Below are 14,437 nucleotides of genomic sequence, written 5' to 3' on the forward strand. Positions count from 1 at the left end.
CCATTTTATCCATATCCTGTTTATAATCAAGGTAAAGTACGTCCATTTTGAAGGAGGAACATCTGTGAAGAAACTGATGATTTGGGTCATGCTGAGCTGTCTGATTTTGACGCTTGGAGTAGGACCTACGACAGCAAAGGCGGAGACTGCCCTTGCTAAAGCAACGCTTTTGAAAGCAGGTCAAGAGACGACGCTTGAAACAGGAACGGAAGAAAAAAATACATATTGGTACCGCGTCAATCATGAAGCGGGTGTAGAAAAAACTGCCTCTCACTTCGAGTTATCAATCGATACGGATCAACCTGTTCAAGTAACAGCTTATCCGAGCGAAGCGATGGCTGCAGAAGACGATACGTTTGATCGTTACCGGACAGAAGCAGAGCCAAATGAAAAAACACCGACAAAACTAGCTGTTCCATACGCATGGGATGGACCGTATTATGTCAAAGTAGAATATTACCCGAACATCGAAGAAGGGAAGACGACAAAAGCAGCGCACGCTAAACTAACGTATAACAACGTCAAATTGCCGGTTGAGTATGAACCGATCAATGATATCAGCTGTATGGCAGAAGAAGCGCTCAAACAAACAAAAGAAGAAAAACCGATGCTTGCGCTCATGCACTCAATCCAAAAGCAAGTATTGAGCCAATCGGATGCAGGCCGTGCTTTAACATCGCTTTACTACAAAGCGTCGCCTTATGTCGTCAAAACACTTTTATTTAACAAAGATAAGCGTCAACAAGCATACGAAGATTTAAAAACATTGAAACCAGCGATGGAATCTATTGTACGTGGAGTTGACTATACTCTCAAATCGGAAGATCAAGAAGCGATTGATCGTCTTTATAAATTATCACGTGACGCATCTCCTGCTGTGATCGCCGAAGAAATTGATGAGTATGCAACAAATATGAATATTTCTAAGATGGGTGGGACAACGTTAAGTAAAACGTTTAAAACACTTAAAATGGATCTCCAATGGAAAGAAAGTACACGTTACATCGTCAAATTAAAACCAGGTAAGATGAACCGCTCGATGAAGATTGCGGGTGTTCAGGCAAATGATGTAGAACGTTTATCCCTTGGCAATGCGGGAGACTTCGTCATCGTGACGGAAGATCCAACTGTTAAAGGTCAATCAGCGGCAGCATTAAAACAATCACTCAATCGTTCTTCAGCCGTTGAGTACGTTGAGAAAGTTCAGACGTACCGTGCGACAAGTGATATCAACTTCGACTACCAGTGGGCCGTCAATAAAAAGACTGCTTTTGAGCAATTTGATAACGTTGGGATCGGCTTTGAAGCATTCCAACAACGTTTTGAAACGAAAAAATTAGCTCCTGTTAAGATTGCAGTCATCGATACAGGTGTTGATTATCGTTTGAAGGACTTACAAGGCAAAGTTGATATCGCAAACGAAAAGAACTACGTTTCTGTTAATGGAGACGGGGACGCAATTGATGACAATGGTCACGGGACACACGTGGCAGGTGTCATCGCAGCAACGATGAACAACGATTATGGTATCCAGGGAATCCATCAATCGGCACAAATCTTGCCGGTTAAAGTCTTGAATGCGAACGGTGAAGGGGAAACAGACGCCATCGCACTCGGGATTAAATATGCAGTTGATCATGATGCAAAAGTCATCAATATGAGTCTTGGTGGCGGTGAGAGCCGGACGATGGCTTATATGATGAAATATGCAGCAGATCATGGTGTTACGGTCGTAGCTGCTTCAGGAAATGACTACGACATGATGGTCGGTTACCCAGCGAACTCGGAATACGCGATTTCTGTCGGAGCGACGAACCCTCTCGGAATGGTCGCGGATTATTCAAACTATGGTGTTGGACTTGATGTCGTAGCGCCAGGATCAAAAGTGGCTAGTTTGATTCCAGACGGTAACACGGTGTACATGGATGGAACAAGTATGGCTTCGCCACATGTTGCCGCAGTAGCGGGTATCTTGAAATCACTAAATTCGAAACTGACACCAGCGCAAATCGAACAAATCTTGCGTAAGAGTGCAGAACCGCTTGCGTTTGAAAATCCGAATGACTGGTATGAATTTGAAGATGAGGACGAAGATGGTGAGAAAATCGAGCCTGAGTTCCCAGCTTACGTCAGTCCAGTCGCTGGCTACGGGAAAGTTAGTATTCCACGTGCGATCTCCCAGTTGAACTTGAACGGGAACGTCAATGATGTCTACGATAACCAACTAGTTGTTTCTGGAGCAGTTAAGACAGGGACGAAAGTTGAAGTTTGGGCAACGGTCGTAACAAAAGATAAGAATGGTAAAGAAACAACAACGAATAAAAAGTTAGCTGCAACAACGGCTCAAGCAGGAAAATACAGCGTCAAGATTCCGCGTCAAAACCAAAAAACAGTTCTGACGGTTCGCTATGCGAATGGATTAGACGTCACATCGGAACGGACAGAAGTCCTTCCTGGAAAAGCACCAAAAGCTCCAAAAGTGAAACCAGTTCTTGCCGGTGCGACAAAAATGACAGGTACAGCTCTTGCGGGCGGTACGATTACAGTCAAAGATGCGAAACGAAAGAAAATTGCAACAGCGAAAGTCGATGCAAAAGGTAAGTTTAGCGCGAAGTTACCAAAGCAAGTTGGTGGTTCAAGCTTGATCGTTACGGTGACGGATATTGCAAAACGAACAAGTAAACCGACGATCGTAAAAGTCTTACCAGCACCAAAGGCACCAAAAGTGAAATCGGTCTATGCCGGTCAAACGAAAGTAACCGGAACAGCTGAAAAGAAATTGAGTGTCTACGTAAAAGATGCGAAGAAAAAAGTCATCGGAAAAGGAACGGTTTCTTCAAAAGGAAACTATTCCGTCAAAATTCCGAAGCAAAAAGCAAAGGCGAAACTGTCGGTTTACGTTAAGAATACACGCGGACAAGTGAGTCCTGTAACGTCTGTGACAGTGAAAAAAGCGAAAAAATAAGAGTATAAAAAGACCTTTTTTCGGGTACATTCCGAGAAAAGGTCTTTTTTTGTACATCTTAGCTGTTGCTTCGAAAGCGTTTCTATTATATTAAAAGAAACAAATGAAAAAGCATCATTCAATGAATGATGAGGAGGATACATTCATGATGAATTGGATTCGGCGACGAATCGGTCGGCAGTTGCTGACGGTTTTTTATGCGGTACTGATCGTAGTATCGATTACTTCGTTCTTTGTCTATGACTACATGGAAGGGCGAATTGAAACGTCTAAACAAAATTTAGAAACGATCAGTGAACAAAATCGCCGAGCCAACGATTTATGGGACAATTGGCAAACGGTTCAGTTCGGTTTACGAGGGTTTGTCATCTTTGGAGACCAGGATCGGTTTGACGAGGTTCAAGCACTTCGAACAGATATTAAAAGTGAGACCGATTGGTTCATGCGAAACGCAAAAACGGATGAAGAAGAAGAATTTGCGGCACAAATGACGAATTTATATGAACTGTACTATGACGCCTTATTTCCGCTGACCCAGTCTTACGTCAATGAAAAAAAGGCGAATCGAATCAACGAGGATTTTTTACAAGGGGACAGTCTATTTTCCTTACCAATCGCGAAACGTCTCGTAGAACAAGGACGATTAAAGCCAACCGCAGACGGTTCAATCGATATTACACCAGATATTGAAAAAGCATCTGCAGCGCTTGACGAATACCGGACGAATTTAAGTCAACAGCAAGAAACCGCTGTCGGGGAATTGCGGAGTGAAGTTGCAAAATCACAATGGATTTGGATCTCAAGTATCGTTGTGCTCGTCGCATTCATTCTCTTATTCGTTCACCCGTTCCTTCGCCGGATGACGCGGCAGTTGTTACGATTAGTAGACGATAATCAAAAACTTGCTCGCAAGGAACCGATTGAAATCGATAAGACGACAGAAAAACGTCCAGACGAAATCGGATTATTACGTGCTTCCTTTAATCGGATGGTCGTGACGATGAATGCTCATACGGATGCGATGCAAGGTAAAAATGAAGAATTGCAAGCGCAAAGTGAGGAATTGCTCGCGCAACAAGAAGAGTTACAGGCGCAACAAGAGGAACTCGAAGAAGCGTATCAAACGACGAAAAAGAATGAGGAAAAGTTGCGATTACGTAGTGAACTAACAGAGGCACTTGCCGTTCGCGAAACTGTCGAATCGTATCCAGCAATCGTTCAAAAGATGATCGATATCACTTCTTCAGAGTACGGTGCTCTATTGCTTTATGAAGAAGGGCAGTTTATGGGTGCAACCACAAACGGCATGACGATGGACTATTTAAAAGATCTCCTGAAAGATGAGATGTCCGTCATCAATCGATCTGTTCGCAAGATGGAATTCGTTCAATCGGAGAAGCGCGTTACACGTGAAAAAGAGCATCCGTATTCCTTTAGTACGTATGAGGTGACGATTCCGGTTCAAGATCCAGAAACGCATGAATTGATTGCTGCCATCTATCTCGTTCGCTACAAATCTGCATATAAAGGACAACAGCTGACGGATATTCGCGAGTTTGCGCAACAAATGACGCTTTCACTTCTACGGACGCGTTCTTATGAAGGGATGCGTCAGGAAAAAGAAAAGACAGAGCAAGTGTTGGACTCAATTCGAGAAGCGATCATTTATCTCGAGGATGGAAATGGAGAGTTATACGTCAACCGTCCATTGTTTGACTTGATTCCAGAACTTCAAACGGAATTCACAGTAGATCGGACGTTACCTTCGAGTGAGTACGTCATTGATGTGATGCGTCAGTTGGTGGATGATGTTGAAGCCTTTAATACGTATCTGGATTTAATTCGTTCCGGTAAGATTTCACCGGACAAAGTCCGATTTGATGTTCGAAACAATACGGCGCATCTAGAAGTCTACGCGGAACGCATTGATGTCGTCGGGGGATGGAAGGGAATCATTCTCGTCTTACGGGATATTACCCGGGAAACAGAAGCCGATCGTCTAAAAACAGAACTTGTCTCGACTGTGTCACATGAATTGCGAACGCCGCTCTCATCGATTTACGGTTTTACAGAGTTGATGCTAAATCGAAAGATCGATGACTCAAAACAGCAGAAGTATCTAGCGACGATCCATAATGAGACAGAACGATTATCGAACCTCGTCACGGACTTCTTAGACGTTCAACGGATGCAGTCGGGTGGACAGTTGTACCAAATGGCACATCTTGATTTGCTCAGCCTAACTGAACAAGTGATGTCCCTGTATGACGCTTCAAGTGAACGACACGATCTTCATTTGCAATTGCTCAGTCCGGACCGTCCGTTCATCTTAGGAGATGAGGACCGAATCAAACAGCTGATGAGCAACTTGATCAATAATGCAATCAAGTATTCTCCGGATGGTGGACGTGTAGATGTCTGGATTGATACGAAAGACGATCAAGCCATCATTGAAGTGAAGGATGAAGGAATTGGGATTCCACGCCACGCATTTACTCATTTATTTGATAAATTCTATCGTGTCGATAATTCCGATACACGTCGAATCGGTGGAACGGGACTCGGCTTATCAATTTGTAAGGAAATCGTCAAAGAACACGAAGGCGTCATCCACGTCGAATCTGAAGTCGGAAAAGGCAGTCGCTTCATCATCGTCTTACCGCTCAGTTTAAGTGAATCGATCGATTCGACAGAAGAGAATCGACGTTCTAGTTAAAGAAAACATGATGTATTTCTGTTAAACCGTGTTCAAACCGCTTAGGTGTGAACACGGTTTTTGCTTACGTTTAAAAAGAGTAATCTTGTCAAAAATATTTTTAATAAAATAAAAAAAGAGTGAATAAACAGCAATCGTGAACCGATATACCTATAGGACAAACGAACTATGGTTAAAAAAGGAAAGGGGGGGATTCGTTATGTATCAGAAATGGTTGGGAGTCGTCATCGGTTGGTTACTCTTTCATATCGGCTGGGTGACGTGCGTTGGAACGGATACATTTATCGGACAAGTCGTCAACAGTCTGTTCACGATCGGTGGTGTGATGATCTCCCTCTATTTGATTTGGCAGGCACAACGACGTCAGACAAGACGCCCTTTTACCTATCGTTTATTTCTTCTTTTATTGTTCGCTAACGCCATGCTTGGATTAGGCGAATGTGGACAGCTTCTATATTTTCTACAAGGACGAACGCGAACGGAACCGTTTGACTGGATCGACTTGATCTTCAGTCTTCAAATCTTGATTTATTTGATCGCTTTTGGCTATTTTCTTCGCAATCGACGACGCGAGGTCAACTTGCGTGTTTTTTTATTCGATGAGTTCATCATTCTAGTCGTTGCAGGGTCGCTCTCATGGCACTATTTAGTGACACCGTATTTAGAAGCGAATACGCTGCTGACGATCGAAACGATTTTATGGCTCCGTTATCCGATCGGCGATTTATTATTACTCGGTGGAATGATTGTCTTGTTTTTTGGTTTGATGAAGCGTGGCAATGGTGGCTCGTTGTTATTAATTTTACTCGCTTTTCATTTTCAGTTACTTGCCGACCTTCTATACGTCGTGCTAGAACGATTTGATTACCCCATCCCTTCGAGTTGGCTCGATCCGTTATGGTTAGCGACTGTCATGATCGTCGGATTAGCAGCTTATCGTTTTGATGCTGAGGAATCATTCGTCAGCTTTGATGTCGCTCGGAAATGGATCGATGTCTTGCGTTTGATTACGCCATACGTATTCTTGTTAATTCTATTCGTGACGATGGCACGGCAAACAATCAGTTGGAATGGTTTGACGATTGGTCTGATGATTGCGATTCCGTTATTAATTTCCCGTCAAATTCGGATCGTCGTTGATAATCAACGACTGCGTGAAAACCTTGAGGCGAAGGTAGAGGAACGAACGGAAGCACTAGCATCTGCCATGGAAGAGATGCGGCACATGGCGTATCACGATGCTTTAACAGGGTTACCGAATCGGTATCTGTTTGCACGATTGTTTCAAGATGCCTTGTACCGAGCGGAAGCGAGTGAAGGACAAGTCGGATTATTCTTTATCGATATCGATCACTTCAAAGAGATTAATGATACGTACGGACATCGTGTCGGAGATCAGCTCATCATCGACGTCACGGCACGCTTACAAAAGAAACTACCGCCTAATACGGTCATTTCGAGACAGGGTGGGGATGAATTCATCGTCTTATTATTTGACGTTGAACAAGAATCAGAAGTCGTGCAGTGTGGAGAACACCTGGTTTCCTTGTTTCAACAGCCGTTTCATCATGGCATCATTCCACTTCCTGTGACGGCAAGTATTGGGGGCGCGATTTATCCTACACATGCAGCCTCTCGATCGGACTTGATCGAGCAGGCAGATCTTGCAATGTACGAAGCAAAACGTCGGGGGAAAAATCAATTTTATATGCATGATTCGACGGTGACGAAGGTATAAATGAAATCATATACTAAAACACGCTCGTATACTGATCCAAACGGACCAGTCATACGAACGTGTTTTTTGATGTATATCATTTCTTTTGCGAACGGGCTAAGAACGTTTCAATAACGTCCGGCTTGGTCACTGCTTGATTACAAGCATCACTATCGATACACATATAATGACCAATCGTTTGATGCTGTTCAGTCGAACGGCGTGTCGTGACAGTTACGAGTGTAATATCACTATACGTATGACAAATCGCACAAATCCCTTTTTGAATCGATGGTAGATAGGTACCTTCTACGCCAATCCATTCACCATTCAAGGGATAGACGAAATATTTTTTCCGATTTCCGGTATCGTTCCAGCTTAAAAACGTCGTGTGTGTCCACTCAAAGGAGTGAAGTGGCGGAACGTGTAGCTTTTTCGTTTTTTTAAAGAGCTGTCGGATTCGTGATTCAGAGATGGTCGGAAATGGTTGGACGAACGGCTCCACACGTGTCAAATACATGAGAAGATCCTGTTCGGATTCAGCGTCACGAATGTTCGTCAACAAGATTTCCTGTTCCGGTGTAAGTACTGGCAATAGATCAAATATCTTTTCAGCGGCACTGTACCGAACAGCATCACGAACATCGGGGTCATGAACGGCTGCGAATTGATGTTGCAGCAGCTCGACTTGATTCCGAATGAAATTGTATTGATGGGGTAGTAAAAATGCGTCCATTCTCGTTCCTCCTTTTCCTTTCATCGTACCGGAATTTGGCAACAGAACAAAGCGACATTTTAGTTTTTCGGACTCCTACAGCGGGAATTAAATAACAGACTGAACGAGGAGGTGAAAAGGGACGTGCAGTATTTAACATTTTTACGCTTGATGAATGTAGGAGCATTCCTCTTTGCAATGCTAGCACGCGTCGTTTGGCAACAGCCGATGACCATTCTTAAGTTACCTCTTGTTCCTGCACCATTCTTTGACGCCATTGCCGGTGTCGTGTTTACGACATTATTAATTTGGTGTATTCGACCGGTACGTGCCTTCCCTGCGGATCGAGAACTGATTGAAGATATCGGAGGGTGGCTTGCATTATCACTCGTGACGCTTGGAATCAGTAGTATGAGTGGCCCCCCTTGGGAACTCGTCTCGACGACGATTTCTTTCATCAGCCTTTGCTTAGTCTATATGAAAATTCAACACCATCCCCGGCGTTCGCCGTGGATGCGCTCTCCAGTTTCAGTGTTGCTTGCCTGGATCAGTACGATGCTATTGATTTTACCATTTCGGATCTTATCGGATTTTCAGTTCACTTCTCTATTCAGTCTTTCCGAACGCCAATGGAGCACGAGTGCGCTCGCACTAGCTGTTATCGGTGGACTCCTGTTCATCGCAATCCATTCAGATTGGGTATTTGGTCTCGCACTCATCTGGTATTTAGCTGGACTATTGTTTAACGAACGTCTCATTCTCTTGCAACAGATTGTAGCGGGAATTGGCATAATGTGTGTTTTACTCCTATGTTATTACGTCTTTCAGAAACGTCAACGTCTTTTTCGACAGCATTCACCTAAGTCTTCTTCGTCCTAGTTATGTTTTAGGTGAATTTGGGGTATATCCCATATAGCTGTTATAAAAGGGGGAGGCGTGCATCATGGGGAAAAAACAATGGATTGGTGTCTATCAGAATGAAACGGATTTAATTCGTAAGATCGAGGATTTACATTTTGCAGGTTATCTAGAAGAGGATCTATATATCGTGTTGCAAGACAAGACTGATATGGCGATGTTACGTGGGCAATCGGCGGCGCAACTCGTCTCTGGAAAACGGACGCTGTTTGAGCGGTTTACAGGCAAACCAGCTTCGGCTGAGGAAATTCAAACTGCTTTTACGGAACTCGGATTGCCGGAGGCAGATATTCGGCAACACGTCTTACGTGTCCAGCAAGGCGATTATGTCCTGTTGGCAGACGAAGCAGGGGCTTCTCGTCCTGCGCCGGAACCAAAAAGTATTCTGGAAACAGAGCCAGAGGGAATCGAAGCGGAACGAAAACTTGATCACGAAAACCGTGCCCTTGAAAATGAAAATGATCGGATGTTGTAAGAGAGTCGTGTGGAAAGGATGAATCTTGATGGAGAGCCAATATCATACGATTTTGGTAGCAATCGACGGATCAGAGACAGCAGATTTAGCATTTGAGAAGGCAGTGAAATTTGCCAAACTTGATCATGCTAAACTCGTCATCGCCCATGTCATCGATATTCAGACGTTTGCTAACGTACGTGCCAATAAACGTTTCATTGATCAAAACGTTACCGAATATGCACAAGAATTGCTCGATCGTTACGAAAAGCGGGCACGAGAAGCAGGTGTCGAGACAGTTGAGCTGATCATCGAAAATGGCTCTCCGAAAACACTGATTCCAAAGGTCATCGCACCACGCGTTGGTGCGGGTCTGATCGTCTGCGGAGCAGTCGGGATGAATGCGATGGAACGAATCATGATTGGGAGTGTTTCTGAAAACATTTCCCGTTATGCAAAATGCGATATCTATATCGTCCGTCCGAAAACCTTGAAGTGACATAAAACAGCACACATCGGCTGATGTGTGCTGTTTTATGTCACGTTAGAAAGTAATAGAAAATGCCTAATAAAATCAGAATGATCGGGAGAAAAATGAAATACATCCAAGACATATTTTTTGCCGAAGTCTTGTGATCGTACTGCTCTTCTGCTGGTTGCTTAGCAATCCGCAACGTAAAGATGAGTCCGACGAGACAAATGACTAATGCGATCCAAAATAAAGTCAACATAAGCATGCTCCTCTCTTCTTTTATCATACAGAAAATGGTCATGTTCTGCAGTGGTGAGTTGTGACAGTTTAAAGTTGACAACGTACTAGTTGAGGGGCTAAACTAACTTCATAAGTTTAGGGGGTAAACTAAAAATGAAAGATAATTTACGTGAAGCAGTCCTCCTGTTCGAAGAAGTCATGATCCATGGAACTGAACGTGTGCTGAAGTCAGTCGAAGCGCCTGTTTGGCAAATGTATTCACCGGAACAACTCCATGTGTTGAAGCTCGTTGGAAAATACGGACCAATCTCATCGGGGCGTCTCGCGGCAGTACAGGGCGTACATAAAAGCGCCATTTCCAATCGGCTGAAAAAGTTGACGGAAAAAGGACTTGTCATCGTCGAACGCCGAGAAGATGATCACCGAACGAAGTACATCTCGTTGACCGAAGCAGGACGATTGGTTGCGACAGAGGCGGAGCAAGAAATCTATACGTATCTCGAAAGTTTGATTGAAGGAAAGGTCGAGGAAGAAGAAATCATCCAGTTCATCGAAACCTTTAAGAAAATCAAAGAGATTCTGCAGTTGAACGTCTAAAGACAGAATAGAAGGAAGAGGAGAATCAGACATGCGACAAATCGTCAAATGGCGCTGGGCAATTCTTGCATTATTGCTCATCGTCACAGTAGCTTTACTATTTACGGCACCAAACTTGGCAAAACAAGCAGAGGACGCAGGGGCGATTCAGCTTGCGAATAACGCTGACTCACAGCGGGCAGCAGATATTTTAGAAAAAGCGGGAGCAAGTGAAGAAACGATCTCTCTTGTTATTCCGCTCAAAGACAAAGTCAGCGATGCTGATCGAAAGTCGATTGGGAAAATCGTTAAAGATTTAGAAGCACTCGATCGTCCGGTCACGGATGTGCTGAATCCGTTTGAAAACAAAGAGACGGAAGGACAGCTCGTCTCAAAAGATCAAAAGACAGTCCTTGTTCCAATCACGGTCGACGGTTCGCAAGAAGAAATCGTCAAACTGGCAAAACAAATTCGGACAGATCTCTTGCCAAAGGATCAAACGATTTATCTAACGGGTGAAGCGTTAATCAACGATGACGTCAATACAAGCTCACAAGAAGGGTTGAAGCGGACGGAACTGATTACCGTCGGGTTGATTTTCGGACTACTTCTGCTCGTCTTCCGTTCCATCGTCACACCGTTCGTACCACTTGTGGCAGTGGGCTTTACGTACCTGATCAGCCAATCACTCGTCGCCTTTTTCGTCGACTGGTTCGGATTCCCGGTATCGAACTATACGCAAATCTTCCTCGTTGCCATCCTGTTTGGGATTGGGACGGATTACTGTATCTTGCTACTGAGCCGGTATAAGGAAGAATTGACGGCAGGACACGATGTCGAGACAGCGATCGTCAACACGTATAAGACAGCAGGGCGTACGTTACTAATCAGTGGTCTTGCTGTTCTTGTCGGTTTCTCAGCGATTGGGTTTGCGGACTTCCCAATCTTCAAATCATCGGTCGCTGTTGCGGTCGGGATTGCCGTCCTCTTACTCGTCTTATTTACACTTGTCCCCTTCTTCATGGCGACACTCAAAGAAAAACTATTCTGGCCGTCAAAGAAGGCAGCGAGTCACCAAGATAGCAAACTGTGGTCACATTATGGTGGGTTATCGATCCGTCGTCCTTTACTTGCGATGATCATCGTTGCGATCGTCACGGTCCCGACACTCTTTACGTACGATGATGACCTCTCGTTTAATACTGTCGATGAGATTGGTGCGAAGTATGATACGGTCAAAGGACTGAATGCGATCTCGGATGGATTTGGAGCAGGTGAGTCGCTCCCGGTCAATGTCATTCTTAAGAGCGACAAAGATTTGATTACAGAAAAGACAGTTCCTTATGCGGAACAGTTGAGTCGTGAGCTCGTGAAAATCGACGGGGTCAAATCGGTTCGTTCGATTTCTCGTCCGACAGGCGAAATCATTAATGACTTCTACGTCGATCGTCAATTAAAACAAGTTGCTTCCGGCATGAAGAAAGCAACCGCTGGTCTTACGGACGTTCAGTCTGGTCTGACGACAGTTGAAGACAATCTCAACGGTATTACAGGACAACTACCGGCAGGAGACTCGGCTTCAGCAGGAGCAAGTCAGTTGCAACAAGCAGCAGACGGACTTGGACAGATCAACCAACAGTTGACGCTCGTCGGTCAAGGTCTGCAATCGACTCAAAATATCCCGCAAACCATTGGGACATTAAATGCCTTGTCTGGTCAATTGAGCCAAGTTCAATCTGGCATCAGTCAAGCAGCAAGTGGAATAGCCTCACAAGGAGCACAAGCCGGTCAACTTGGAAGTGGGCTGACACAACTTGCGGATGGTGTTGGTCAAGCAAACACAGGGCTTGCGAAAATTAGTAATGGTCTAGATGACATCTCGAATTTGTTAACCGAGATGGGACAAGCGACATCGATCCGTGGGACAGGTGTGTTCGTACCAAAAGATACGTTATCGGACAAGGCCTTTAAACCAGCAATTGACCGTTACGCGATTGATCAGCAAACCGGATTGAAGTTTGAAGTCATCCTCGAAGATGATCCGTATTCACCAGAAGCGATTCAAACCGTCGCTGCAATCAAAAAGACGACAGCGAATACGATTAAAGGGACACCGTTTGAAGACAGCACTGTCGCATATGGCGGGATTTCAAGCGTCAACAGTGACTTGAATGATACGTCGAAAGCCGATTTCAAACGAACAGTGACCGTCATGTTGATCAGTCTCTTTGTGATTTTAGCGATCATGTTCCGTTCGTTGATCATGCCATTGTTCATGATTGGTTCGTTATTGCTGACGTATTATACGTCGATGTCGATCGCTGAGCTGATCTTCGTCAACGGTCTTGGATATGACGGCATCAGTTGGGCTGTTCCGTTCTTCGGATTCGTCATGTTGATTGCCCTTGGTATCGATTATTCGATCTTCCTACTCGATCGTTTCCGCGAAGAGACGATCAAGGGACTCGATACGAAGGAAGCGATGTTCCTGTCGATGAAAAAGATGGGATCTGTCATCATCACGGCAGCGATCATTCTTGCAGGAACCTTCGGAGCGATGATGCCGTCTGGTGTCTTGAGTCTCGTTCAAATCGCGACGATCGTCATCACAGGTCTACTTTTGTATGGATTAATCGTCTTACCACTCTTGATTCCAGCGATTACAGTTTCGTTTGGTAAAGGGGTCTGGTGGCCGTTTCGATCAAATGCCAAAAAATAAGAACTAATCAAACCGGATTCGTCTTCTAGATGAATCCGGTTTTTTCATGACGTATACTAAGAGCAGAGTATAAGGAGGTAGAACATGCAATACTTCAAACAACTGACTTCACGGATTTGGTATCAGACACCGGTCAGCGAGACGGATCGCCCGATTCTCGCCGTCGTGCGTGGGGAGAAGCATCAATTGATGATTGACGCCGGAAACTCGTCAGCCCATGCCGCTTTGTTTTTAGAAGAAATGAAAAAACACAATCTTGGATCACCTGACTTATTGGCCCTGACCCACTGGCACTGGGATCATATTTTTGGGATGAAACATCTCCGTCTGCCATCGATGGCAACACAGCAAACAATCACCCGCATGAAAGAGATTCAACCATACGCTTGGACGGATGCAGCGTTACAAGAACGAATGGATCAAGGGATCGAGATTCCGTTTTGTGCGGATGCGATCAAGCTCGAGTTTGGTACGACACGCGATATTGAAGTCGTCTTACCGACGATTGGCTTTACTGGACAATTGGAAATTGACTTAGGTGGCGTGCAGTGCCAACTGATTGAAGTCGAAAATGATCATTCTCCTGGTAGCCTACTCGTCTACATTCCGGAAGAACGCGTCGTGTTCTTAGGAGACGCGATGTATGCGGATATCTTTTCATCGAAGTGGAATTATACGGTCGAACGGACGAAGCGCTTACTCGCAACAATCGATCGTTTAGAAGCCGATTATTATGTCTGGTCGCATGGAGAAGCGATGCCGAAGTCTGAATTTGAAGAAGAGGTCAACATGTTGCGTCGAGCCATTCGTGTAACGGAAGCGACCGGAGGACGACTGAAGGATATGCGGACTTTATATGCAGAAGAGACAGGACGATCGTTGACGGAAGACGAAACCGAAACATTGATTTATTTTGCAAATGGAGTGAAATGACAGATCGTAACA

Annotated in this window: 11 protein-coding genes; 9 read left to right on the top strand and 2 right to left on the bottom strand. The window is 44.6% G+C overall.

Translation table 11 applies throughout. From position 1 onward, the window contains the following. Window positions 1-64 precede the first annotated feature (64 nt). The 3 genes from ACY2IG_RS02170 (at window position 65) to ACY2IG_RS02180 (ending at window position 7,419) form a co-directional block, all read left to right on the top strand. Window positions 65-2,965 (top strand): S8 family peptidase, encoded by a 2,901-nt coding sequence (locus tag ACY2IG_RS02170; protein WP_462618310.1) that lies wholly within the window; start codon window positions 65-67, stop codon window positions 2,963-2,965. Between the two features lie 145 nt (window positions 2,966-3,110). Continuing rightward, window positions 3,111-5,681, top strand: coding sequence for a HAMP domain-containing sensor histidine kinase (locus ACY2IG_RS02175; protein ID WP_462618311.1), 2,571 nt, complete (start codon window positions 3,111-3,113; stop codon window positions 5,679-5,681). 199 nt (window positions 5,682-5,880) lie between these two features. Next, on the top strand, window positions 5,881-7,419 hold the full coding sequence (locus ACY2IG_RS02180; protein WP_462618312.1) for a diguanylate cyclase domain-containing protein: 1,539 nt from the start codon (window positions 5,881-5,883) through the stop codon (window positions 7,417-7,419). A 76-nt stretch (window positions 7,420-7,495) separates the two neighbouring features. On the opposite strand, the gene ACY2IG_RS02185 is transcribed toward ACY2IG_RS02180, so the two are convergent. Continuing rightward, a complete protein-coding gene (locus ACY2IG_RS02185) occupies window positions 7,496-8,134 on the bottom strand; it encodes a FusB/FusC family EF-G-binding protein (protein WP_035411141.1) in 639 nt (212 codons plus the stop codon). Window positions 8,135-8,257: 123 nt separating this feature from the next. Between ACY2IG_RS02185 and ACY2IG_RS02190 the strand changes: the two genes are divergently transcribed. The 3 genes from ACY2IG_RS02190 to ACY2IG_RS02200 all read left to right on the top strand — a co-directional run bounded on the left by ACY2IG_RS02190 (window position 8,258) and on the right by ACY2IG_RS02200 (window position 9,984). Then, the gene (locus tag ACY2IG_RS02190; protein WP_035411138.1) at window positions 8,258-8,992 is read left to right on the top strand and encodes a hypothetical protein; all 735 of its coding nucleotides are present in this window, start codon (window positions 8,258-8,260) and stop codon (window positions 8,990-8,992) included. A gap of 64 nt (window positions 8,993-9,056) precedes the next feature. Continuing rightward, window positions 9,057-9,506, top strand: coding sequence for a general stress protein (locus ACY2IG_RS02195; protein WP_035411135.1), 450 nt, complete (start codon window positions 9,057-9,059; stop codon window positions 9,504-9,506). 28 nt (window positions 9,507-9,534) lie between these two features. Continuing rightward, window positions 9,535-9,984 (top strand): universal stress protein, encoded by a 450-nt coding sequence (locus ACY2IG_RS02200; protein ID WP_462618313.1) that lies wholly within the window; start codon window positions 9,535-9,537, stop codon window positions 9,982-9,984. A 40-nt stretch (window positions 9,985-10,024) separates the two neighbouring features. Here the strand turns inward: ACY2IG_RS02200 and ACY2IG_RS02205 are convergent, their stop codons facing one another. Further along, entirely contained in the window at window positions 10,025-10,216 is a 192-nt protein-coding gene (locus ACY2IG_RS02205; RefSeq protein WP_035411129.1) for a hypothetical protein, read from the bottom strand. A 134-nt stretch (window positions 10,217-10,350) separates the two neighbouring features. On the opposite strand from ACY2IG_RS02205, the gene ACY2IG_RS02210 reads away from it, so the two are divergent. From ACY2IG_RS02210 to ACY2IG_RS02220, 3 genes are all read left to right on the top strand, one after another. Then, window positions 10,351-10,794, top strand: coding sequence for a MarR family winged helix-turn-helix transcriptional regulator (locus ACY2IG_RS02210; RefSeq protein WP_035411126.1), 444 nt, complete (start codon window positions 10,351-10,353; stop codon window positions 10,792-10,794). A 31-nt stretch (window positions 10,795-10,825) separates the two neighbouring features. Then, window positions 10,826-13,492 carry an MMPL family transporter gene (locus ACY2IG_RS02215; RefSeq protein ID WP_462618314.1) on the top strand — a complete coding sequence of 889 codons (2,667 nt, stop codon included), beginning with the start codon at window positions 10,826-10,828 and terminating at the stop codon, window positions 13,490-13,492. Window positions 13,493-13,576: 84 nt separating this feature from the next. Then, window positions 13,577-14,425, top strand: a complete 849-nt coding sequence (locus ACY2IG_RS02220; protein WP_462618315.1) for an MBL fold metallo-hydrolase — start codon at window positions 13,577-13,579, stop codon at window positions 14,423-14,425. The last annotated feature ends 12 nt before the right edge of the window (window positions 14,426-14,437 follow it).

It is taken from the genome of Exiguobacterium sp. EF_C8 (genome assembly GCF_054956715.1).